At 58.1% G+C, this 20,800-nt stretch carries 20 protein-coding genes and 1 riboswitch; of the genes, 10 read left to right on the top strand and 10 right to left on the bottom strand.

Annotation, left to right across the window (positions count from 1 at the left end; translation table 11 throughout):
- Positions 1 to 344: 344 nt before the first annotated feature.
- A complete protein-coding gene (gene uvrB / locus ACOTW6_RS15320) occupies positions 345 to 2,360 on the top strand; it encodes an excinuclease ABC subunit UvrB (RefSeq protein WP_213788869.1) in 2,016 nt (671 codons plus the stop codon).
- Between the two features lie 78 nt (positions 2,361 to 2,438).
- Here uvrB and yvcK read toward each other — a convergent pair whose 3' ends face one another.
- Positions 2,439 to 3,347 (bottom strand): uridine diphosphate-N-acetylglucosamine-binding protein YvcK, encoded by a 909-nt coding sequence (gene yvcK / locus ACOTW6_RS15325; RefSeq protein WP_121479181.1) that lies wholly within the window; start codon positions 3,345 to 3,347, stop codon positions 2,439 to 2,441.
- Between the two features lie 226 nt (positions 3,348 to 3,573).
- A riboswitch (molybdenum cofactor riboswitch) is annotated at positions 3,574 to 3,707 on the top strand.
- Here yvcK and moaA point away from each other — a divergent pair.
- From moaA to ACOTW6_RS15355, 6 genes are all read left to right on the top strand, one after another.
- The gene (moaA, locus tag ACOTW6_RS15330) at positions 3,695 to 4,684 is read left to right on the top strand and encodes a GTP 3',8-cyclase MoaA (RefSeq protein WP_017384935.1); all 990 of its coding nucleotides are present in this window, start codon (positions 3,695 to 3,697) and stop codon (positions 4,682 to 4,684) included. (Overlaps the previous riboswitch by 13 nt.)
- Before the next feature lie 24 nt (positions 4,685 to 4,708).
- Positions 4,709 to 5,221: a molybdenum cofactor biosynthesis protein B gene (gene moaB, locus ACOTW6_RS15335; protein WP_045334163.1), complete on the top strand. Its 513-nt coding sequence runs from the start codon at positions 4,709 to 4,711 to the stop codon at positions 5,219 to 5,221.
- Between the two features lie 3 nt (positions 5,222 to 5,224).
- The gene (moaC, locus tag ACOTW6_RS15340; RefSeq protein WP_017384934.1) at positions 5,225 to 5,710 is read left to right on the top strand and encodes a cyclic pyranopterin monophosphate synthase MoaC; all 486 of its coding nucleotides are present in this window, start codon (positions 5,225 to 5,227) and stop codon (positions 5,708 to 5,710) included.
- Positions 5,703 to 5,948, top strand: coding sequence for a molybdopterin synthase sulfur carrier subunit (moaD, locus tag ACOTW6_RS15345; protein ID WP_062932161.1), 246 nt, complete (start codon positions 5,703 to 5,705; stop codon positions 5,946 to 5,948). Before moaC ends, moaD begins: the two co-directional genes overlap by 8 nt.
- 1 nt (position 5,949) lies before the next feature.
- Positions 5,950 to 6,402 (top strand): molybdopterin synthase catalytic subunit MoaE, encoded by a 453-nt coding sequence (moaE, locus tag ACOTW6_RS15350; RefSeq protein WP_062932160.1) that lies wholly within the window; start codon positions 5,950 to 5,952, stop codon positions 6,400 to 6,402.
- A gap of 58 nt (positions 6,403 to 6,460) precedes the next feature.
- Positions 6,461 to 7,168 (top strand): Bax inhibitor-1/YccA family protein, encoded by a 708-nt coding sequence (locus ACOTW6_RS15355; protein ID WP_015571081.1) that lies wholly within the window; start codon positions 6,461 to 6,463, stop codon positions 7,166 to 7,168.
- A gap of 125 nt (positions 7,169 to 7,293) precedes the next feature.
- On the opposite strand, the gene ACOTW6_RS15360 is transcribed toward ACOTW6_RS15355, so the two are convergent.
- Genes ACOTW6_RS15360 through ACOTW6_RS15370 form a run of 3 tightly spaced genes read right to left on the bottom strand, consistent with a single transcriptional unit; the run spans position 7,294 to position 10,252 of the window.
- Positions 7,294 to 8,256, bottom strand: coding sequence for a lysylphosphatidylglycerol synthase domain-containing protein (locus ACOTW6_RS15360; protein ID WP_062932159.1), 963 nt, complete (start codon positions 8,254 to 8,256; stop codon positions 7,294 to 7,296).
- Positions 8,256 to 9,494: a cardiolipin synthase ClsB gene (clsB, locus tag ACOTW6_RS15365; protein WP_047364663.1), complete on the bottom strand. Its 1,239-nt coding sequence runs from the start codon at positions 9,492 to 9,494 to the stop codon at positions 8,256 to 8,258. The genes ACOTW6_RS15360 and clsB overlap by 1 nt, the downstream gene beginning before the upstream one ends.
- Positions 9,491 to 10,252, bottom strand: coding sequence for an endonuclease/exonuclease/phosphatase family protein (locus ACOTW6_RS15370; RefSeq protein WP_047053083.1), 762 nt, complete (start codon positions 10,250 to 10,252; stop codon positions 9,491 to 9,493). Before ACOTW6_RS15370 ends, clsB begins: the two co-directional genes overlap by 4 nt.
- A gap of 133 nt (positions 10,253 to 10,385) precedes the next feature.
- On the opposite strand from ACOTW6_RS15370, the gene ACOTW6_RS15375 reads away from it, so the two are divergent.
- Positions 10,386 to 10,796 carry a YbhQ family protein gene (locus tag ACOTW6_RS15375; RefSeq protein ID WP_003858499.1) on the top strand — a complete coding sequence of 137 codons (411 nt, stop codon included), beginning with the start codon at positions 10,386 to 10,388 and terminating at the stop codon, positions 10,794 to 10,796.
- Here the strand turns inward: ACOTW6_RS15375 and ACOTW6_RS15380 are convergent.
- The 5 genes from ACOTW6_RS15380 to cecR are packed head-to-tail and all read right to left on the bottom strand — an operon-like array spanning position 10,758 to position 16,446.
- Positions 10,758 to 11,864 (bottom strand): ABC transporter permease, encoded by a 1,107-nt coding sequence (locus ACOTW6_RS15380; protein ID WP_062932157.1) that lies wholly within the window; start codon positions 11,862 to 11,864, stop codon positions 10,758 to 10,760. The genes ACOTW6_RS15375 and ACOTW6_RS15380 overlap by 39 nt on opposite strands.
- A gap of 57 nt (positions 11,865 to 11,921) precedes the next feature.
- On the bottom strand, positions 11,922 to 13,055 hold the full coding sequence (locus ACOTW6_RS15385) for an ABC transporter permease (protein ID WP_047740623.1): 1,134 nt from the start codon (positions 13,053 to 13,055) through the stop codon (positions 11,922 to 11,924).
- A complete protein-coding gene (locus tag ACOTW6_RS15390) occupies positions 13,045 to 14,784 on the bottom strand; it encodes an ATP-binding cassette domain-containing protein (protein ID WP_062932155.1) in 1,740 nt (579 codons plus the stop codon). The genes ACOTW6_RS15385 and ACOTW6_RS15390 overlap by 11 nt, the downstream gene beginning before the upstream one ends.
- Entirely contained in the window at positions 14,777 to 15,772 is a 996-nt protein-coding gene (gene hlyD / locus ACOTW6_RS15395; protein WP_023296152.1) for a secretion protein HlyD, read from the bottom strand. The genes ACOTW6_RS15390 and hlyD overlap by 8 nt, the downstream gene beginning before the upstream one ends.
- Positions 15,769 to 16,446: a transcriptional regulator CecR gene (gene cecR, locus ACOTW6_RS15400; protein WP_213788868.1), complete on the bottom strand. Its 678-nt coding sequence runs from the start codon at positions 16,444 to 16,446 to the stop codon at positions 15,769 to 15,771. Before cecR ends, hlyD begins: the two co-directional genes overlap by 4 nt.
- 204 nt (positions 16,447 to 16,650) lie before the next feature.
- On the opposite strand from cecR, the gene rhlE reads away from it, so the two are divergent.
- Positions 16,651 to 18,033 (top strand): ATP-dependent RNA helicase RhlE, encoded by a 1,383-nt coding sequence (gene rhlE, locus ACOTW6_RS15405; protein ID WP_062932153.1) that lies wholly within the window; start codon positions 16,651 to 16,653, stop codon positions 18,031 to 18,033.
- A 97-nt stretch (positions 18,034 to 18,130) separates the two neighbouring features.
- Positions 18,131 to 20,308 carry an ATP-dependent DNA helicase DinG gene (dinG, locus tag ACOTW6_RS15410; protein WP_421766266.1) on the top strand — a complete coding sequence of 726 codons (2,178 nt, stop codon included), beginning with the start codon at positions 18,131 to 18,133 and terminating at the stop codon, positions 20,306 to 20,308.
- Here dinG and ACOTW6_RS15415 read toward each other — a convergent pair.
- Positions 20,295 to 20,798: a fimbrial protein gene (locus tag ACOTW6_RS15415; RefSeq protein ID WP_047053095.1), complete on the bottom strand. Its 504-nt coding sequence runs from the start codon at positions 20,796 to 20,798 to the stop codon at positions 20,295 to 20,297. The genes dinG and ACOTW6_RS15415 overlap by 14 nt on opposite strands.
- Positions 20,799 to 20,800 lie beyond the last annotated feature (2 nt).

The following is a 20,800-nucleotide window of genomic DNA, read 5'->3' on the forward strand; positions in this document are numbered from 1 at the left end:
CGACCAAATTGATGCGAAACGCGGCTTAATAAATTAGTCTTTATTTTTTAACGAATTAGATAAAAGCAATTCCCTCAACGCCAGCGACACCTGTTGCCATAAAACTTTCATAACCGCCCTTGACAAATGTTAAAAAAGTAATAGTTCTGGGGATAACCCCCTGAGGCTGGTGTTTTATTTTGTCACAGTCGAAATTTGGCTCGCGAACGCGCTAATCCTCTCTGCGCTACGCTAAATATCCTGACACGCTACTGGTTTTTCATCCAGTGTTTTTTACTGGCAATCCTGGCCACAACGAGTAAAATTACTCACCTGCCGCTTATTCTGTCATCAGGTCGTCGCCCATGAGTAAACCGTTTAAACTGAATTCTGCTTTCCGTCCTTCCGGGGATCAGCCCGAGGCTATTCGTCGCCTGGAAGAGGGGCTGGAAGACGGGCTGGCGCACCAGACCCTGCTGGGGGTTACCGGTTCGGGCAAAACCTTCACCATTGCCAACGTCATTGCCGATCTCCAGCGTCCGACGATGGTCCTCGCGCCGAACAAAACGCTGGCGGCGCAGCTGTATGGTGAGATGAAAGAGTTCTTCCCGGAAAACGCGGTGGAGTATTTCGTCTCCTACTACGACTACTACCAGCCGGAAGCCTACGTTCCCAGCTCCGACACGTTTATCGAGAAAGATGCCTCGGTGAACGAACATATCGAGCAGATGCGTTTGTCGGCGACCAAGGCGCTGCTGGAGCGTCGTGATGTGGTGGTGGTGGCCTCGGTGTCGGCGATCTACGGCCTGGGCGACCCGGATCTCTATCTCAAGATGATGCTGCACCTGACGCAGGGGATGATCATCGATCAGCGGGCGATTTTGCGCCGTCTGGCGGAGTTGCAGTACACCCGTAACGATCAGGCGTTCCAGCGCGGGACCTTCCGCGTGCGCGGCGAGGTGATTGATATCTTCCCGGCGGAGTCGGACGATATGGCGCTGCGCGTGGAGCTGTTCGACGAAGAGGTTGAACGCCTGTCGCTGTTCGATCCGTTGACCGGTCACGTCGAGTCGGTGATCCAGCGCTTCACCATCTACCCGAAAACGCACTACGTGACGCCGCGCGAGCGTATCGTGCAGGCGATGGAAGAGATCAAAATTGAGCTGGCGGACCGCCGCAAGGTGCTGCTGGCGAACAATAAGCTGCTGGAAGAGCAACGCCTGAGCCAGCGTACCCAGTTCGATCTGGAGATGATGAACGAGCTGGGCTACTGCTCCGGCATCGAAAACTACTCGCGCTACCTCTCCGGGCGCGGGCCGGGCGAAGCGCCGCCGACGCTGTTTGACTACCTTCCGGCGGACGGCCTGCTGGTGATCGATGAATCCCACGTTACGATCCCCCAGATCGGCGGGATGTACCGCGGTGACCGCGCGCGTAAAGAGACGCTGGTGGAGTACGGGTTCCGACTGCCGTCAGCGCTGGACAACCGTCCGATGAAGTTTGAAGAATTTGAGGCGCTTGCTCCGCAGAGCATCTACGTATCGGCCACGCCGGGCAACTACGAGCTGGAAAAATCCGGTGATGACGTGGTGGACCAGGTGGTGCGTCCGACCGGGCTGCTGGATCCGATTATCGAGGTGCGTCCGGTGGCGACGCAGGTGGACGATCTGCTCTCGGAAATACGTGCCCGTTCCGCCATCAACGAGCGCGTGCTGGTTACCACGCTCACCAAACGTATGGCGGAAGATTTGACGGAGTATCTGGAAGAACACGGCGAGAAGGTGCGGTATCTGCACTCGGATATTGATACCGTGGAGCGTATGGAGATCATCCGCGATCTGCGTCTGGGCGAGTTCGACGTGCTGGTCGGTATTAACCTTCTGCGAGAAGGGCTGGATATGCCGGAGGTGTCGCTGGTGGCGATTCTGGACGCGGACAAAGAGGGCTTCCTGCGTTCCGAGCGCTCACTGATCCAGACCATTGGCCGCGCCGCGCGAAACGTCAACGGCAAGGCGATCCTGTACGGGGATAAAATCACCCCGTCGATGGCCAAAGCGATTGGCGAAACGGAACGTCGTCGCGAGAAGCAGCAGCGCTACAACGAAGAGCACGGCATTACGCCGCAGGGGCTGAACAAGAAGGTGGTGGATATCCTGGCGCTGGGTCAGAACATTGCGAAGACCAAAGCGAAAGGCCGCGGCAAGGCCCGTTCAGTGGTGGAAGAGGATACCGTCGCGCTGACGCCGAAAGCGTTGCAGCAGAAGATCCACGAGCTGGAAGGGCAGATGATGCAGCATGCGCAGAACCTGGAGTTCGAAGAGGCCGCGCAAATCCGCGATCAGCTGCATCAGCTGCGGGATCTGTTTATTGCGGCATCGTAGTTTTTTGCCCGGTGGCGTTTTCTCCCTCTCCCTGTGGGAGAGGGCCGGGGTGAGGGCATCAGGCCGCACAAAACGAACCTAACCTAATGCCTGAATCGCCTTCTCCAGCGCCTCGCGCAGCAGATGGCGGTCGTGGCGATATTTAATATCGCTGGCTTCCAGCGGCTCCTGCACCACCACGCGATCGCCAATCCCCGATACATCCACTTTCGGCCCGACCACGACACCATCGATAATTTTCTTACCAACGTACTGTTCCATCAGGTCCAGCTTATCCGCCAGCGACAGGCTTGCCGCCGCCGGGCTGAGTTCGCGGCCTAAATTACCGATATAGACCATGGGCGCAGGCGTTCTGCGCAGCGCCTGCGCCAGCTCTTTAACGAGCAGGATCGGCATCAGGCTGGTATAAAAACTTCCTGGCCCAATCAGGATCAGATCGGCCTCGGCAATCGCTTCTACCGCTTCACGCGTTGCGGGTACGCTGGGGTAGGTCATCAGCTCTTTTGGCGGCAGAAGAAGCTGGTCGATATTCACTTCACCATACACTTCGTGATCGTCGGCATCGATCGCCATTAAATCCACCGGCTGTTCAGACATCGGGATCAGGAATGCATCCACCTTTAACAGGTTACGAATTAAATTGATCGCTTCCAGAGGGCGCACGCTCAGGTGATCCAGCGCCTTTAACATCAGATTTCCAAGGTTATGGCCTGAAAGTTCGCCATTCCCGCCAAAACGGTACTCAAACATTGCCGAGGCCACGCTTGGCTCCGTGATGAGCTGGTTGAGGCAATTGCGCATGTCACCCCAGGCAATCCCGCCTTCAGCACGTCGGATCCGCCCGGTTGAGCCGCCGTTGTCCGTGGTTGTCACGATGCCCGTCAGGCGCGAGCCCAGTGACGATAACGACGACATCACGCGTCCCAGACCGTGACCTCCGCCAAGAGCGACCACGCGGTCCAGATCCGCAAAAGTGCGATTGGGCATACCAATTCCTTATCCTGTTAAGCTTGCGTCACAGTAACGCAACTACTCCTAAAAGACGATGCCTCTCACAATCCATAATGACGTATATCAATGCGAAAGCGCTGTTTTTGCGTATCCTGTAGTGAAAATGCACGATAACATCGTTATGTATAAATTTATATAGCGAAAAGCGACAATGGCGAAGTCGCGATTTCCACGCTACTATCGCCATAACCACGTTTTCAAAACTGAAAACATACACTCTAGCCTTGGCGCCTGTGTCGAGAGATATGGCGCCCTGGCCGTGGCGGATTTGCCACCAGGGTACAGAAAGAAATGACTGTGCCTCCCGATCTGGAAAGGTGTACATGGCTTCACAACTTACTGATGCTTTCGCGCGTAAGTTTTTCTACTTACGTTTGTCGATTACCGACGTGTGTAACTTCCGTTGCACCTACTGCCTGCCCGATGGCTACAAGCCGGGCAGCGTCACCAATAATGGCTTTCTCTCCGTGGATGAAGTACGACGCGTCACGCGCGCGTTCTCTGAACTCGGCACGGAAAAAGTGCGTCTGACCGGAGGCGAACCCTCCCTGCGCCGTGATTTCCCTGACATCATTGCCGCCGTGCGTGAAAACGAACGTATCCGCCAGATTGCGGTGACCACCAACGGTTACCGCATGGCGCGTGACGTGGCGAACTGGCGCGATGCGGGGCTGACGGCGATCAACGTCAGCGTCGATAGCCTGGACGCCCGTCAGTTCCACGCCATTACCGGCCAGGACAAGTTCCAGCAGGTGATGGACGGCATCGATGCCGCGTTCACCGCCGGTTTCGACAAGGTCAAAGTCAATACCGTGTTGATGCGTGATGTGAACCACCATCAGCTGGACACCTTCCTGGCGTGGATCAAACCGCGCCGCATTCAACTGCGTTTTATTGAGCTGATGGAGACCGGGGAGGGCAGCGAGCTGTTCCGTCGCCATCATATCTCCGGCATGGTTCTGCGCGACGAACTGCTGAAACGCGGCTGGATCCACCAGATCCGCCAGCGCAGCGATGGCCCGGCGCAGGTCTTTTGTCATCCGGATTATGAAGGCGAAATCGGCCTGATCATGCCCTATGAAAAAGACTTCTGTGCCAGCTGCAACCGCCTGCGCGTCTCCTCCGTCGGCAAGCTCCATCTTTGCCTGTTCGGGGATGGCGGCGTCGATCTGCGCGATTTGCTGGAAGATGACGCCCAGCAGGACGCGCTTGAAGCACGTATTTCCGAGGCGCTGACGCACAAAAAGCAGACCCATTTCCTGCATCAGGGCAACACCGGCATTACTCAGAACCTGTCCTATATCGGCGGGTAATCAGGCTTTAGAAGGAACCAGAAGATGAGTCAGGTAAGCGCGGAATTTATCCCGACACGCATTGCTATTCTTACCGTTTCCGATCGTCGTGGTGAAGAGGATGATACCTCCGGCCACTGGCTGCGCGAGGCGGCACACGAGGCCGGACACCAGATTGTTGATAAAGCGATCGTCAAAGAAAACCGTTACGCCATTCGCGCTCAGGTCTCACAGTGGATTGCGGGTGATGACGTCCAGGTGGTGCTGATCACTGGCGGCACCGGCTTTACCGCAGGCGACCAGGCGCCGGAAGCGCTGCTCCCGCTGTTCGATCGCGAAGTGGAAGGCTTCGGCGAAGTGTTCCGCATGCTCTCGTTTGAAGAGATTGGCACCTCTACGCTTCAGTCCCGTGCCGTTGCGGGGGTGGCGAACAAGACGCTGATCTTCGCCATGCCGGGGTCGACCAAAGCCTGCCGCACCGCGTGGGAAAACATTATTGCCCCGCAGCTGGATGCCCGTACCCGTCCGTGTAATTTTCATCCCCATTTAAAGAAATAAGCTATGTCACAACTGACCCACATAAACGCCGCTGGCGAAGCGCATATGGTGGATGTCTCCGCCAAAGCCGAAACGGTGCGCGAGGCGCGTGCTGAAGCGTTCGTCACCATGCTGCCGGAGACGCTGGCGATGATTATCGACGGCAGCCATCACAAGGGTGACGTGTTTGCCACCGCCCGCATCGCCGGTATTCAGGCCGCTAAACGTACCTGGGACCTCATCCCGCTCTGCCATCCGCTGATGCTCAGCAAAGTGGAGGTAAATTTGCAGGCGCAGCCGGCGCATAACCGCGTGCGTATCGAGTCCCTGTGCCGCTTAACCGGGAAAACCGGCGTGGAGATGGAGGCGTTGACGGCGGCCTCCGTGGCGGCGCTGACCATCTACGACATGTGTAAAGCGGTACAGAAAGATATGGTGATTGGCCCGGTGCGTCTGCTGGCAAAAAGCGGCGGCAAATCCGGTGATTTTAAGGTGGAAAGCCATGATTAATGTGCTCTTTTTTGCCCAAGTCCGTGAGCTGGTGAATACCGACAGCCTGACGCTGGACGGCGCTTTCGAAAACGTCGCCGCCCTGCGTGCGCATCTGGCGGCGCAAGGCGACCGCTGGGCGCTGGCGCTGGACGAAGGCAAACTGCTGGCCGCCGTGAACCAGACGCTGGTGGAGTTGACCCACCCGCTGGCCGATGGGGACGAAGTGGCCTTCTTCCCGCCAGTTACAGGGGGTTAAGATGACGGAAACCCGAATTCTGGTCAGCCATGAGCGTTTTAACGTGGGCACGGAATATGACTGGCTGGCCGGGCGCGACGAAGACGGCGCGGTCGTGACGTTTACCGGGAAAGTGCGTAATCATAATCTCGGCGACAGCGTAAAAGCGCTGACGCTGGAGCACTATCCGGGAATGACCGAAAAATCGCTGGCGGCCATTGTGGAAGAGGCGCGAGGCCGCTGGCCGCTGGGGCGCGTTACGGTTATCCATCGCATCGGCGAAATGTGGCCCGGCGAAGAGATTGTGTTTGTCGGCGTCACCAGCGCCCATCGCGGGAGTGCTTTTGCGGCGGGGGAGTTCATCATGGATTACCTTAAAACCAAAGCGCCGTTCTGGAAGCGTGAAGCGACGCCGGAAGGTGAGCGCTGGGTGGAATCGCGCGACAGCGACAAACAGGCTGCCAGCCGCTGGTAACAGGTTTACGTGGATGTGTTAGTCTTAACGTGTGTGTTTACTTAATCAGGAGTGAATCATGGACCGATTTCCGCGTTCCGATTCGATAGTTCAGCAGACCCGTAGCGGGCTGCAAACCTACATGGCTCAGGTGTATGGCTGGATGACGGTTGGCCTGCTGCTTACCGCGTTTATCGCGTGGTATGCGGCAAATACGCCTGAACTGATGATGTTTATCTTCTCCAGCAAAATCACCTTCTTTGGGCTGATTATTGCGCAACTGGCGCTGGTGTTCGTGCTCTCCGGGCTGGTGCATAAGCTCAGCGCGGGTATGGCGACCACGCTGTTTATGCTCTATTCGGCGCTGACCGGGCTGACGCTTTCCAGTATTTTCATCGTTTACACCTACTCTTCCATCGCCAGCACGTTTGTGGTGACCGGCGGGATGTTCGGTGTGATGAGCCTGTACGGGTACACCACCAAACGTGACCTGAGCGGCTTCGGCAACATGCTGTTTATGGGGCTGATTGGGATTGTGCTGGCGTCGCTGGTGAACCTGTGGCTGAAGAGTGACGCGCTGATGTGGGCGGTGACCTATATCGGGGTGGTGATCTTCGTGGGCTTAACCGCCTATGACACCCAGAAGCTGAAAAACATCGGTGAACAAATTGATGTTCGCGACAGTTCAAACCTGCGCAAATACTCGATTCTGGGCGCGCTGACGCTTTATCTGGATTTCATCAACCTGTTCCTGATGCTGCTGCGTATCTTCGGCAACCGTCGCTAGTTATTTCCCCTCACCCTAACCCTCTCCCTCAGGGAGAGGGGATTGCACGGTGCGGGCTTTTCTCCCTCTCCCCGTGGGAGAGGGCCGGGGTGAGGGCATCAGACCGCAGCGCTACCCGACACAACTCACTTCGCTAACATCCTCTCGTTCTTCGCGCGCAGCTTCTTCGCCCGACTCTCCAGCACCAGATAACAGACCGTTGCCAGCGCCAGCGGCAGGAAGTAGTAGATCATGCGGTACGCGAGCAGGGCGGCGATAATCGTCCCGTGAGACACATGCTCCCCTGCAAGCAGCGCGATAAACACCGCTTCCAGTACGCCAATACCCGCCGGAATATGCACAATCACCCCGGCAATACTGCTTACCAGCAGCACGCCCAGCACGAAGAAGTAGTTCACATCTTCGCCAATCAACAGCCAGATAATGGCCCCCATCGCCATCCAGTTAGCGCTGGAAACCACCATTTGCAGGACGGCAAACTTCCATGACGGCAGCACCAGCTTCTGGCCTTTAATGGTCATGTGGCGACGTTTGGCAAAGGCGCAGGCCCACAGGTAGGCCGCGATGATCAGCAGCAGTACGATGCCCAGAATGCGCAGCGTGGCCTCATCGATATACCAGTGCGCAGGTAGCTGCACCACGCCGATGGCGAAAATCACCCCGCCGAGGAGAATATAGCCCAGCCAGTTGGTGGTGATGCTTAAGGAGAAAATACGCGTGATGGTGCCGCCCGGTAAGCCAAGGCGGGAGTACAGGCGATAGCGCATACCAATCCCGCCCACCCAGGTGCTCAGCGTCAGGTTAAAGGCGTAGCAGATGAATGACACCAGCATGACCTGCCGCTTTGCCAGCTTGTGCCCGCAGTAGGCGCGCCCTAACAGGTCATAGCAGCCGTACATCAGGTAGCTCACAATCACCAGCCCAACGGCTCCCAGCAGGACTGTCCGGTTGTAGTTGCGAATAACCTTCCACACCTCTTCCCAGTCCACCTTCTGGGCATACACCACCAGCAGGACCGCGACGGCAATGAAGAACAGCCAGGTCAGGATTTTTTTCGCCAGCCGCCAGCGAGGATGAGATTTCGACATCAGGTTTTCCCTCCATCTTCCGCCTCTACGCGGTCCTGGGTTTCCATTTCGGGTTGCACAGGCGGATCCACCAGCGCCAGTTTCGGCGTATGCGCGGGCAGCCAGCCCACCATGGCCGGGAAGTGGCGCAGGAAGTGGAACACCACCACGCCGATGCCCACGTTCCACCAGCTGCGTTTCGGCACCATGGACTCATCCACCCGCACGCAGTCTTTATTGATCAGACCCTGAAGGTTATCGCGCAGGGTCTGATTAAACTGGCGATCGTGGATGATGAGGTTCGCTTCCAGATTGAGCGATAAGCTCAGCGGATCAAGGTTGCTGGAGCCAACGGTCGCCCAGTGGTCATCCATCACGGCGACTTTGCCGTGCAGCGGACGGCGGCGATATTCATAGATCTGCACGCCGCTTTTGACCAGATAGCGATAGAGCAGACGCGCGCCCACCTTCACAATTGGCATATCGGGCTCACCCTGCACGATAAGCTTCACGCTCACGCCGCGTCGGGCCGCGTTGCGCATGGCGTGCAAAATCCGGTAACCGGGGAAGAAATAGGCGTTGGCAATAATCACCTCGCGCTTCGCGTTCGCCAGCATCTTCAGGTAATGACGCTCGATATCGTCCCGGTGCTCCTCGTTATCCCGCCAGACAAACAACGCCTGCGCCTCGCCGGGCTTGCGGTTCTCTTCCGGACGATGACGGCGTCGCCACCAGCGGCGAGCGGCCTCTTTGCCGGGTAAGTTTTCCAGCACGAACAGCTGGATATCCTGAACTACCGGCCCCTCAATGCGGATTGCATAATCCTGTTTGGCCTCAGGACCGTAATCCGACATATGCTCGGCGGAGTAGTTAATGCCGCCAACGAAGGCCACCGTTTCATCCACCACCACAATTTTGCGGTGCATTCGACGGAACAGGTTGGTGCGCATGCCGAACAGACGCGGGCCGGGATCGTAATAGCGGAAAACCACCCCTGCGGCGGTGAGCTCGTTAACAAATTCGTCGCTGAGATCCGGCGAACCATATCCGTCGAGCAGAACCTCGATTTTTACACCGCGACGGGCGGCATGCAGCAGGGCGCTGTGCAACTGCCTGCCCACGTCGTCTTCAAACCAGATAAACGTTTCCAGAAAGACTTTCTGCTGCGCGTGGCTAATCGCCTCAAAAACCGCCGGATAGTAGTTATCGCCATTTTCCAGCAGCGTAATACGGTTACCTTCCTGCCATGTGCATTTCATAAGTGGATCTCCGCGCTGAGTGGGGCATGGTCGGAGAGATGTCGCCAGTTGAGTAGAGCCAGCGCCGTCGGGCTGCTGGCGTGGGCATTTTTTACGTAGATACGGTCAAGGCGCAGCAGGGGGAAGCGCACCGGAAACGTCCGCGCGGGACGACCGCGTGCGCGGGTGAAAATCTCTTCCAGCCCCGCATTCACCTTCAAAGGATGGTTGGCCCGCTGTCGCCAGTCGTTGAAATCACCGGCCACCACCACGGGCTCGCCCTCCGGCAGCGCATTGGTCCAGTCTGCCAGCATCTGTAGCTGGGCCTGACGGTGGGCTTCACGCAGGCCAAGATGAACACAGCCTACATGAATGGGAAAATCGAGCGCCGGGGGGGTGATACGACAGTATAACAGCCCGCGTTTTTCGCTCTCGCCAACGGAGACGTCCCGGTTCTCATAATGCTCGATAGGAAAACGCGACAGCACCGCGTTTCCGTGATGCCCCTCCGGGTAGACCGCATTGCGCCCGTAGGCGTAATCGCTCCACATAGTATCCGCCAGAAACTCGTAATGGGGCGTGTCGGGCCAGTTTTCGAAATGCATCGGGTGCACTTCGTGCGCGCCCATGACCTCCTGGAGGCAGACAATATCGGCGCTGACGGTGCGTACCGCGTCGCGCAGCTCCGGTAAAATGAAGCGGCGGTTAAATGCTGTGAAGCCCTTATGAATGTTTATCGTCAGCACCTTAAGCGAGAAATGCTGCGTTTTTTTGCTCATAAACACCTTCCTGGGTGACTATCCCGATGAAAATAAAGTGTAGTAGGCGTCACAAAAAGATGCGGCGTTACGGAATTTTCCGTAAAGTGCGGTAGTCTGAATTAGCAGAGAAAAATCCTTCAGGAGAGAAGCCATGAAGTGGCAACAACGCGTTCGTGTCGCAACCGGTTTGAGTTGCTGGCAGATAATGTTGCATTTACTGGTCGTGGCCGTACTGGTGATGGGCTGGATGAGCGGCACGCTGGTGCGCGTCGGCTTAGGGTTATGTGTGGTTTACGGCGTGACCGTGCTGTCGATGCTGTTTTTACAGCGTCACCACGACGCGCGCTGGCGTGAAGTGGGTGATGTGCTCGAAGAGCTCACCACCACCTGGTATTTTGGTGCGGCAATGATCGTCCTGTGGCTGTTGTCACGCGTGCTGCAAAACAACCTGCTGCTGGCCCTGGCGGGTCTGGCTATCCTCGCAGGGCCTGCGGTGGTGTCGTTACTCACCAAAGAGAAAAAGCTACGCGATGTTTCGTCTAAACATCGCATAGGCCACTGAGCCCGTTGTGGCCGCGATGACCAGTAGCGGCCACAAACTTCCCCATACAATATCCAGACTCGCATCCTTCAGATAGATTTGCTTGGTGATATCCGTGAAGTGACGAATCGGGTTTATCCACGTCAAATCCTGTAACCACACCGGCATGTTCTCCACTGGCGAAACGTACCCTGAAAGCAAGATCGCCGGCATCATAAAGACAAACACCCCGATAAACGCCTGCTGCTGCGTTGAGCAGAGCGCGGAAATCAGCAGCCCAAACCCCACCAGCGACAGGCCGTAAATTACCATCGTGAAGTAAAACAGCGCCAGCGATCCGGCAAACGGGATCTGGTACGCCCATATTCCCACCCCCAGCACGATGGTGGCCTGGAACGTCGCGACAATCAGTGCCGGCACCGCCTTGCCGACAAAAATCTGCCAGGTGGCGAGCGGCGAGACCAGCAGCTGATCCAGCGTACCTTGCTCACGTTCGCGCGCCACGGACAGCGAGGTGACAATCATCACGCCAATGGTGGTGATCATGGCGATCAGCGACGGCACCACAAACCATTTGTAGTCCAGGTTCGGGTTGTACCAGTTGCGCACCACCAGCTCGCTGTTGTTGGGTTTGGGTTTGCCCGCCATCAGCTCCTGCTGGTAATCCTTCACCACCTGTTGCAAATAGTTCGCCGCAATCTGGGCGCTGTTGGAGTTACGTCCGTCGAGGATCAGCTGCATCGGCGCGGTCTGGAAGGTGTCCAGGTTGCGGGAGAAGTCCGCCGGGAAGCGCACCAGCAATAATGCTTTCTGCATGTCGATGGTGGGCTGGATCGCCTGCGGGCTTTCCAGAAGCAGGACATGGGTAAAGGCTTTGGCGCGGGCGAAACGCTGCGTCAGCTCGACGGAATGCTTGCCGTTGTCTTCGTTGTAAATGGCGATGGTGGCGTTGGTGACCTCCAGCGTGGCGGCAAACGGAAACAGTACAACCTGAAGCAGCACCGGCAGCACCAGAATGGCGCGGGTCTGCGGCTCGCGCAGCAAGGATTGCAGCTCTTTGCGGATCAATGTCCATAAACGGTGAAACATCGCGTCGTCCTCCTGTCGGGTGGCGCTTGCGCTTACCCGACCTACAAAATCCGATGGCTAATCTAATCTTCTTTTGGTTTTCATCCACGTCAGCCCGATAAACATCACCGCCGACGCCAGCAAAAACAGGGTATTGATGATCAGCACCACCGGAATATTCCCCGCCAGGAACAGGCTTTGCAGGGTACTGACAAAGTAGCGCGCCGGAATGATGTAGGTCACGGCGCGGATCACCGCTGGCATACTGTCTATCTGGAAGATAAAGCCGGAGAGCATAATCGACGGCAGGAAGGCGGCATTAAGCGCCACCTGCGCGGCGTTAAACTGGTTGCGGGTGATGGTGGAAATTAACAGACCCATCCCCAGCGTGCTGAGCAAAAACAGGCTGGTAATAAAGAACAGCAGCACCAGCGAGCCGCGGTACGGCACGCCAAGAATAAATACCGAGACCAGCATACAGAGCAGCATCGCCAGCATGCCGAGGAAGTAGTAGGGGATCAGCTTGCAGAGCAAAAGCTCGACGCGCGTCACTTCGGTGGAGAGCAGCGCCTCCATGGTGCCGCGCTCCCATTCGCGGGCGATCACCAGCGAGGTGAGGATCGCGCCAATCACCGTCATGATAATCGTCACCGCCCCCGGAATAATAAAGTGCTGGCTGATGGCGGCAGGGTTAAACCAGTAGCGCGTCTGCACGTCAATCAGCGGTTCAAACTTTTCCCCCCGGTCTTCGGCGCGCTGCATCTGCCAGAGCTGCCAGATACCCTCCGCGTAGCCCTGCACGAAGTTGGCGGTGTTTGGCTCGCTGCCGTCGGTGATCACCTGAATCGGGGCATCGGCGCCCGGGCGTGCCATGTTGGCGGCGAAATCGACCGGGATGACGATCAGACCGCGAATTTTTCCGGCCTGCATTTTCTGGATCAGTTCCTGCCGGTTGTCGCTGATGGTGGCATCGATGTAGGGCGAGCCGGTCATGGCGTGGGTAAAGTCCAGCGCCTCTTCGCTCTGTTGCTCCAGCAGGATCCCGACCCGCAACTTGCTGGAGTCGAGGTTAATCCCGTAGCCGAAAATAAACAGCAGCAGCAGGGGGATCACCACCGCAATCAGCCAGCTGCTGGGGTCACGCACAATCTGCCGCGTCTCTTTGACGCACAGGGCGCGCACCCGGCGCCAGGAAAGGGCGTTACTGCGCATGAGTATTCTCCTTATCCCAGTCGTGGATGAGGGTAATAAACGCCTGCTCCATGGTCGGGTCTGGCTGCGCGTCGTCGGCGGCCTGCGCTTTCAGGTCATCCGGCGTGCCGTGGGCAATCAGCTTGCCACGATAGACCAGCCCGATACGGTCGCAATACTCCGCCTCGTCCATAAAGTGGGTGGTGACCATCACGGTCACGCCTTTTTCCACCATGCTATTGATATGCAGCCAGAACTCGCGGCGGGTAATGGGGTCAACGCCCGAAGTCGGTTCATCCAGAAACAGAATATCGGGCTCGTGCATCAGTGAGCAGGCCAGCGCCAGCCGCTGTTTGAAGCCAAGCGGCAGCGCGTCGGTCGCGTGTGAGGCGATATCGGTCAGGCCGAAGGCGTCGCACATGCGGCCGATCTTCTCATTCTGCGCCCGTCCCCGCAGGCCGTAGACGCCGGAGAAAAATCGCAGATTTTGCTCCACCGTCAGGTTGCCGTAGAGCGAAAACTTCTGCGCCATATAGCCCAGGTGCTGGCGCGCCTTGCCGGAGCTGACTTTGAGATCCATGTTCAGCACCAGCGCTTTGCCGGACGTCGGTACCAGCAGGCCGCACATCATTTTAAAGGTGGTGGATTTTCCCGCGCCGTTCGGCCCGAGCAGGCCGAAGATCTCACCGCGCTTCACGGCAAAATTGACGTTATCGGTGGCGGCGAAATCACCGAATTTTTTGGTGAGCGATTTCGCTTCAATGACCGTTTCGCCCGGCGTGCCTTCCACCGTGTGCAGGATGGCACCAAGCGGTGATTCTGAGGTTCCCGCCCCGCCCAGCAGATCGATAAACGCATCTTCAAAGCGCGGCGCGGTCTCTGTCATGTCGATCTCAGGCATCCCCTGCGCACGGCGGATATCGTCGGCGGTAGTCTCTTCTTTGAGGATCACGCGCACCGAACGGCCCTGAATCATCCCGTCGCTCACCTGCGGCAGCTTGAGCACCCGTTGCAGCAGCGTGCGGTTGGATTCCTGCGGGCTGTGCAGCAGAAAACTGCGCCCGGCCATGGTTTGCGTCAGCTCGGTAGGTTCGCCCTGATAGAGCAGTTCGCCTTCATTCATCAGCAGCACGTCGCGGCACTGTTCTGCTTCGTCGAGGTAGGAGGTGCTCCAGAGGATCAGCATCCCGTCACCCGCCAGCTCGTGCACCATCTGCCACAGCTCGCGGCGGGAAATCGGGTCCACGCCCACGCCGGGTTCATCCAGCAAGAGCACCTTCGGTTCGCCCACCAGCGTGCAGGCCAGCCCCAGCTTCTGCTTCATCCCGCCGGAAAGTTTGCCCGCCAGCCGGTCGGTGAACGGGCCGAGGGAAGTAAACGCCAGCAGACGCTCAAAGGTTTTCTGCCGGGTTTCGCCGGTAACGCTGCGCAGATCGGCATACAGGTTCAGGTTTTCCATTACCGTCAGATCTTCGTACAGACCAAACTTCTGCGGCATATAGCCGAGTATGCCGTGGAGCGCCGCGTCGTCTTTGATCGGATCGAGGCCAAGCACGCTGGCACTGCCTTCATCCGGCTTCAGCAATCCCGCCAGCATCCGCATCAGCGTGGTTTTGCCCGCGCCGTCCGGCCCCACCAGCCCGGTCACATAGCCTTTCTGGATCGTACAGTTCAGCGGCGCGACCGCCGGTTTAGCCATTCCCGGGAAGCGTTTGACCAGATTATTGAGCTGGATAACCGCATCATTCATGTCGTTCCCCGTCGTTTAAGGTCACGGTAACAGGCATGCCCTGACGCAGCGCGTCGTCCGCATCGGTGACGATGATGCGCAGGCGATACACCAGGTCGGTACGCAGGTCCGGGGTTTCAACGGTTTTTGGCGTGAACTCGGCGGTAGGAGAGACGAAGCCCACTTTGCCGTGATACGGCTTGTCCGGGCGACCGTCGGTATAGAGCAGCAGTTCGCGGCCCGGCTGCATCTGGCCAAGATTTGGCTCATCAATGTAAGCGCGCACCCACACCGGACGGGTTAAGGAGAGCGTTAACACGGTGCTGCCCGCGCTGAGCATGCTGCCCGGCTCCACGGCGCGGGTCATCAGCGTGCCGTCAGACGGGGCGACTAACGTGGTGTCGTGCAGATCCAGCTCCGCCTGGGCTAACTGCGCCTGCGCCTGCTCAAGGCTGGCCTTCGCCTGGGCAATGTCCTGCGCACGGTTACCGGTGCGGTACTGGCTTAACTTATCCTGGGCAGATTTCAGCGTTGCCTGCGCCTGGTCGCGGGATGAGCGCGCGTTTTCCAGGTCGTTGGCGGAAATAGTGCGGCTTTTCCATAAGCCTTGCTGACGGTTATAGAAATTCTGCGCATAGTCATAGGCGGCTTTTGCCTGCTTAACGGCAGCGGCCGCCTGGGAGATCTCTTCGTCACGGTAGCCCGCCAGCATCAGGTCGTATTGCGCCTGTGCAACGGAAACGCCTGCTTTTGCCTGCATCAGCGCGTTCTCAAACGGGGCTTTGTCCAGCATCCCCAGCGTCTGCCCGGCTTTGATGGCATCGCCTTCGTCAACGTTCAGCGAGGCCAGCCGCCCGCCGACGCGGAAGCTCATGTTCACGGTGCGGATATCCACGTTGCCGTACAGCGTCAGGCCACGATCCTGCTGGCTCTGATACCACAGCCAGCCACCGATTCCCGCAGCAAGTAACACAACAACCACCAGAATGATGGCGACAGGTTTTTTCATGACTTCAGGCTCCTTTGCGTTAAGCCTTGCAGGATCAGATCAACGTGACAGGTAATGACCTGGCTAATTTGCGCGGCTTTATCCTCATCGAATTGTGTCCAGCCCGTACGTAACAGGATGGTCTCACGCCCCAGACGGAAGGCGAGCACTTCGCCCAGCAGGGCGTGGGTATGCAAAATGGTGTCGGTATCGCTGGCGTCCCGTCCGGTATAGGCGGCGATCAGCCGGGTCAGATGGCCGTGCATCGGGGCGATCACCTGATCGTGCACCAGCTGGTACGCGGCAGTGGGGGAGAGCTGCTCGCGGGAGATAAATTTGCTCAGGTTCAGCGTATCGTCGTGCGTCAGCAGGCGGATCATGTTGTGACAGGCGTTAAGGATCAACTGGCGGACGGCAGCCCGGTCCGGCTCTGGCTGGCTGAACAGCGCGGTGGCTTCTTCCACGTGCGGGCGAAAGCTGGTGCCGATAAAATCCGCGATCCACTGGGCGCAGGCGAGGTATAAATCCTCTTTTGAGCCAAAATAGTAGGTGATGGCCGCAATATTCTGCCCGGCCTGGGCGGCGATATCCCGCGTGGTGGCATGCAGACCATACTCGCCAAACTGCGCCAGCGCGGCGGCGATAAGCTGACTTTTCGCCTGTTCGCCTTTGGTTGTCGTTGGGGTTGTATTCATAGCAGCATTAAAAATTAATCAATCGATTGATTAAGATTATGCCTGATTCCAGTATACGTCGAGCCATCACCGGGGATATTTTATGCGCCACGTCACAAAAGCTGCTACACTCCGCTCCTTCGCGACATTGTGGTTTTTGTCCTTCTATTCGCTATATCTCCCTGAAAACTACACCTGTGATGGTCGGGGCGGTTCGGAGTTTTTATGTCTTTTGATTCCCTTGGTCTGAACCCGGAAATTCTGCGCGCCATCGCAGAGCAGGGCTACGTTGAGCCAACCCCTATCCAGCAGCAGGCCATTCCGGCCGTTTTGCAGGGTCGTGACCTGATGGCAAGCGCGCAGACCGGTACCGGTAAGACCGCGGGCTTTACCCTGCCGCTGCTTGAGCTGCTGGTAAAAAACCAGCCGCACGCCAAAGGCCGTCGTCCGGTGCGTGCGCTGATCCTCACCCCAACCCGCGAGCTGGCGGCCCAGATTGGCGAGAACGTGCGTGAATACAGCCGCTACCTCAACATTCGTTCGCTGGTGGTTTTCGGCGGGGTGAGCATTAACCCGCAGATGATGAAGCTGCGCGGCGGCGTGGACGTGCTGGTGGCAACGCCGGGGCGTCTGCTGGATCTGGAACACCAGAACGCGGTGAAGCTCGATAGCGTTGAAATTCTGGTGCTGGACGAAGCCGACCGCATGCTCGACATGGGCTTCATCCACGACATTCGCCGCGTGCTGGCTAAACTGCCTGCGCGTCGTCAGAACCTGCTCTTCTCCGCGACCTTCTCCGACGAGATCAAGGCGCTGGCGGAAAAGCTGCTGCATAACCCGCTGGAAGTGGAAGTCGCGCGCCGCAACACCGCCTCCGAACAGGTGACGCAGCACGTTCACTTTGTGGATAAGAAGCGCAAGCGGGAACTGCTCTCCCAGATGATCGGCCAGGGCAACTGGCAGCAGGTGCTGGTCTTTACCCGCACCAAGCACGGCGCCAACCACCTGGCGGAACAGCTGAATAAAGACGGCATCCGCAGCGCGGCTATTCACGGCAACAAGAGCCAGGGCGCGCGTACCCGTGCGCTGGCTGATTTTAAATCCGGCGACATTCGCGTGCTGGTGGCAACCGACATCGCCGCTCGTGGCCTGGACATTGAAGAGCTGCCGCACGTGGTGAACTACGAGCTGCCAAACGTGCCGGAAGATTACGTACACCGTATCGGCCGTACCGGACGCGCGGCGGCAACCGGGGAAGCGCTCTCTCTGGTTTGCGTGGATGAACACAAGCTGCTGCGCGACATCGAACGCCTGCTGAAGAAAGAGATCCCGCGCATTGAAACCCCGGGTTATGAAGTGGACCCGTCGATCAAAGCCGAGCCAATTCAGAACGGTCGTCAGGGCGGCGGGCGCGGTCAGGGCGGCGGTGGTCGCGGCCAGCAGCCGCGTCGTTCAGAAGGTGGCGCACCGAAATCTTCGGGCAAACCGCCGCGTCGTCATAACGACAGCAAACCGGCCGGTGAAAACCCGTGGCGTAGCGGCGAAGGGAAACCGGCAGGCGAGGGGCAGCGCCGACGCCGCCCGCGTAAACCTGCTAACCCGCAGTAATCTGGAAGCCCGGTCGTAAAGCCGGGCTTTTCTTTTTGCGGCAGCGGAGAGAAAGTGCCACAATAGTGGCTGTTTATACAGTATTTCAGGTTTTCCGATGGCTTTAACCGCTGCGCTCAAGGCGCAAATTGGCGCATGGTATAAGGCGCTACAACAGCAGATCCCCGATTTTATCCCCCGAGCCCCGCAGCGGCAGATGATTGCCGACGTGGCAAAAACGCTCGCCGGGGACGACGGGCGACATCTGGCGATTGAAGCCCCGACCGGCGTCGGGAAAACCCTGTCGTATCTCATTCCCGGCATTGCCATCGCGCGGGAAGAAGACAAAACGCTGGTGGTCAGCACCGCCAACGTGGCCTTGCAGGATCAGATCTTCAGCAAAGATTTACCGCTGCTGCGCAAAATTATCCCCGATTTACGCTTCACCGCCGCCTTTGGTCGCGGGCGCTACGTCTGCCCGCGCAATCTGGCGGCGCTGGCCAGCAGTGAACCCTCCCAGCAGGATCTGCTCGCGTTTCTTGATGACGAGCTGACGCCAAATAACAAGGCGGAGCAGGAGCAGTGCGCAAAGCTGAAGGCCGATCTCGACGGCTACAGGTGGGACGGCCTGCGGGAGCACACCAGCCAGGCAATCGGCGACGACCTGTGGCGCAGGCTCAGCACCGATAAAGCGAGCTGCCTGAACCGCAACTGTCACTACTACCGCGAGTGCCCGTTCTTTGTCGCCCGGCGTGAGATTCAGGAAGCGGAGGTGGTTGTCGCCAACCACGCGCTGGTGATGGCCGCCCTGGAGAGTGAAGCGGTCCTGCCGGAGCCCAAAAACCTGCTGCTGGTGCTTGATGAAGGTCATCATCTGCCCGACGTGGCACGGGATGCGCTGGAGATGAGCGCGGAAATTACCGCCCCGTGGTTTCGCCTGCAACTGGATCTGTTCTGCAAGCTGGTGGCAACCTGCATGGAGCAGTTCCGCCCGAAAACCACGCCGCCGCTGGCGGTCCCGGAGCGGTTGAGCGAGCACTGTGAAGAGGTGTACGGCCTCATCGCCTCGCTGAATAACATTCTCAACCTGTATCTCCCCGCCACCCAGGAAGCGGAACACCGCTTTGCGATGGGTGAGTTGCCGCAGGAAGTGATGGAGATTTGCCAGCAGCTGGCGAAGCACCTTGAAAAGCTGCGCGGGCTGGCGGAGATGTTCTTAAACGATCTCAGCGAGAAAACCGGTACCCATGACGTGGTGCGCTTGCACCGCATTCTGCTGCAAATGAACCGCGCGCTGGGCATGTTTGAGGCGCAGAGCAAACTCTGGCGGCTGGCCTCAATGGCGCAGGCATCCGGGGCGCCAGTGACTAAGTGGGCCACCCGCGAAGTGCGGGACGGGCAGGTACATCTGTTCTTCCACTGCGTGGGCATTCGCGTGGCCGATCAGCTGGAAAAGCTGATCTGGCGCAGCGTGCCGCACGTGGTAGTGACGTCGGCGACCCTGCGTTCCCTGAACAGCTTCTCAAGGTTGCAGGAAATGAGCGGCCTGAAAGAGAAAGCGGGCGACCGTTTTGTGGCCCTTGACTCGCCGTTCAACCACTGTGAGCAGGGCAAGCTGGTGATCCCGCGCATGAACTATGAGCCGCTTATCGATAACGAAGAGCAGCATATTGCGGAAATGGCGGCCTACTTCCGCGAGCAGGTTGAGAGTAAAAAATATCCCGGCATGCTGGTGCTGTTTGCCAGTGGCCGCGCGATGCAACGCTTCCTTGAGCACGTCACCGATTTGCGCTTACTCCTGCTGGTGCAGGGCGATCAGCCGCGCTATCGGCTGGTGGAAACCCACCGTAAACGTATTGATAACGGCGAGCGCAGCGTGCTGGTGGGGCTACAGTCCTTTGCGGAAGGGCTGGATTTGAAAGGCGACTACCTGACGCAGGTGCATATCCATAAAATCGCTTTCCCGCCCATCGACAGCCCGGTAGTGATCACCGAAGGCGAATGGCTGAAAAGCCTCAACCGTTATCCGTTTGAAGTGCAAAGCCTGCCTGCGGCGTCGTTTAACCTGATCCAGCAGGTCGGGCGCTTGATCCGTAGCCACGGCTGCTGGGGCGAGGTGGTGATTTATGACAAACGTCTGCTCACCAAAAACTATGGCCAGCGGCTGCTGAATGCGCTGCCGATCTTCCCGATTGAGCAGCCGGACGTGCCGGAAGTAAAAAAACGCCCGGCAAAACTTGCTGCCGGGCGTCGAAAAAGCTTCCGTGCTAAGGGGCGCGGTCCTACTGGTAAGTGAATGTCACCTGAATCACGCTGCTGAATGTCCCGGCAGTGACGGGCATTGAGGTGGCATAGTAACGTGCGGACAGGGGAAAGGTTGCTGTGTGGTCACCCGGATTGATGGCGGCGTTAAAGGCGGCCTGCGGGGCAATCAGTATTTTGTCCTGTCGGTCTGCCAGCTCCAGCGCCAGTCCCTTTGCGCTACCGATATTGGCAAATTTTGTCGGATGCACGCTGTCTGCCTGGCCATAGAAAAAGGCCGTGGCAAGCGCCAGCGTGGCAGGGCAGTGCGATACGGACAGGGAAAAGTCTTTCCACTCGCCGGTATCCCCCACGTCTTTAAAACTGCCCGACACCGCCTGGCCTAAGTCCACCGTCAGGTTGCGGCTGGCGCTGTCAATGACGCAGGTATTGGCGTAAATATTTCCCGTCATCTGGATCTGAATATCGTCTGCGTGGGCCTGGGCCAGTAAGCCCACCGCCAGAAACGCGATTGTCTTTTTCATGT

It is taken from the genome of Enterobacter cloacae complex sp. IR5403, from assembly GCF_049238705.1.
GTDB lineage: Bacteria > Pseudomonadota > Gammaproteobacteria > Enterobacterales > Enterobacteriaceae > Enterobacter > Enterobacter hormaechei_C.

Excerpts from the sequence above, each read along its gene's own strand:
- ACOTW6_RS15370 (WP_047053083.1), bottom strand. The coding sequence starts at position 10,252 with ATGAGCAAAAAAACGCAGCATTTCTCGCTTAAGGTGCTGACGATAAAC.
- cecR (WP_213788868.1), bottom strand. The coding sequence starts at position 16,446 with ATGAATACAACCCCAACGACAACCAAAGGCGAACAGGCGAAAAGTCAG.
- moaB (WP_045334163.1), top strand. The coding sequence starts at position 4,709 with ATGAGTCAGGTAAGCGCGGAATTTATCCCGACACGCATTGCTATTCTT.
- ACOTW6_RS15375 (WP_003858499.1), top strand. The coding sequence starts at position 10,386 with ATGAAGTGGCAACAACGCGTTCGTGTCGCAACCGGTTTGAGTTGCTGG.
- moaC (WP_017384934.1), top strand. The coding sequence starts at position 5,225 with ATGTCACAACTGACCCACATAAACGCCGCTGGCGAAGCGCATATGGTG.
- ACOTW6_RS15360 (WP_062932159.1), bottom strand. The coding sequence starts at position 8,256 with ATGTCGAAATCTCATCCTCGCTGGCGGCTGGCGAAAAAAATCCTGACC.
- ACOTW6_RS15355 (WP_015571081.1), top strand. The coding sequence starts at position 6,461 with ATGGACCGATTTCCGCGTTCCGATTCGATAGTTCAGCAGACCCGTAGC.
- moaD (WP_062932161.1), top strand. The coding sequence starts at position 5,703 with ATGATTAATGTGCTCTTTTTTGCCCAAGTCCGTGAGCTGGTGAATACC.
- yvcK (WP_121479181.1), bottom strand. The coding sequence starts at position 3,347 with ATGCCCAATCGCACTTTTGCGGATCTGGACCGCGTGGTCGCTCTTGGC.
- ACOTW6_RS15385 (WP_047740623.1), bottom strand. The coding sequence starts at position 13,055 with ATGCGCAGTAACGCCCTTTCCTGGCGCCGGGTGCGCGCCCTGTGCGTC.
- hlyD (WP_023296152.1), bottom strand. The coding sequence starts at position 15,772 with ATGAAAAAACCTGTCGCCATCATTCTGGTGGTTGTTGTGTTACTTGCT.
- clsB (WP_047364663.1), bottom strand. The coding sequence starts at position 9,494 with ATGAAATGCACATGGCAGGAAGGTAACCGTATTACGCTGCTGGAAAAT.
- ACOTW6_RS15390 (WP_062932155.1), bottom strand. The coding sequence starts at position 14,784 with ATGAATGATGCGGTTATCCAGCTCAATAATCTGGTCAAACGCTTCCCG.
- dinG (WP_421766266.1), top strand. The coding sequence starts at position 18,131 with ATGGCTTTAACCGCTGCGCTCAAGGCGCAAATTGGCGCATGGTATAAG.
- moaE (WP_062932160.1), top strand. The coding sequence starts at position 5,950 with ATGACGGAAACCCGAATTCTGGTCAGCCATGAGCGTTTTAACGTGGGC.
- moaA (WP_017384935.1), top strand. The coding sequence starts at position 3,695 with ATGGCTTCACAACTTACTGATGCTTTCGCGCGTAAGTTTTTCTACTTA.
- rhlE (WP_062932153.1), top strand. The coding sequence starts at position 16,651 with ATGTCTTTTGATTCCCTTGGTCTGAACCCGGAAATTCTGCGCGCCATC.
- ACOTW6_RS15415 (WP_047053095.1), bottom strand. The coding sequence starts at position 20,798 with ATGAAAAAGACAATCGCGTTTCTGGCGGTGGGCTTACTGGCCCAGGCC.
- ACOTW6_RS15380 (WP_062932157.1), bottom strand. The coding sequence starts at position 11,864 with ATGTTTCACCGTTTATGGACATTGATCCGCAAAGAGCTGCAATCCTTG.
- uvrB (WP_213788869.1), top strand. The coding sequence starts at position 345 with ATGAGTAAACCGTTTAAACTGAATTCTGCTTTCCGTCCTTCCGGGGAT.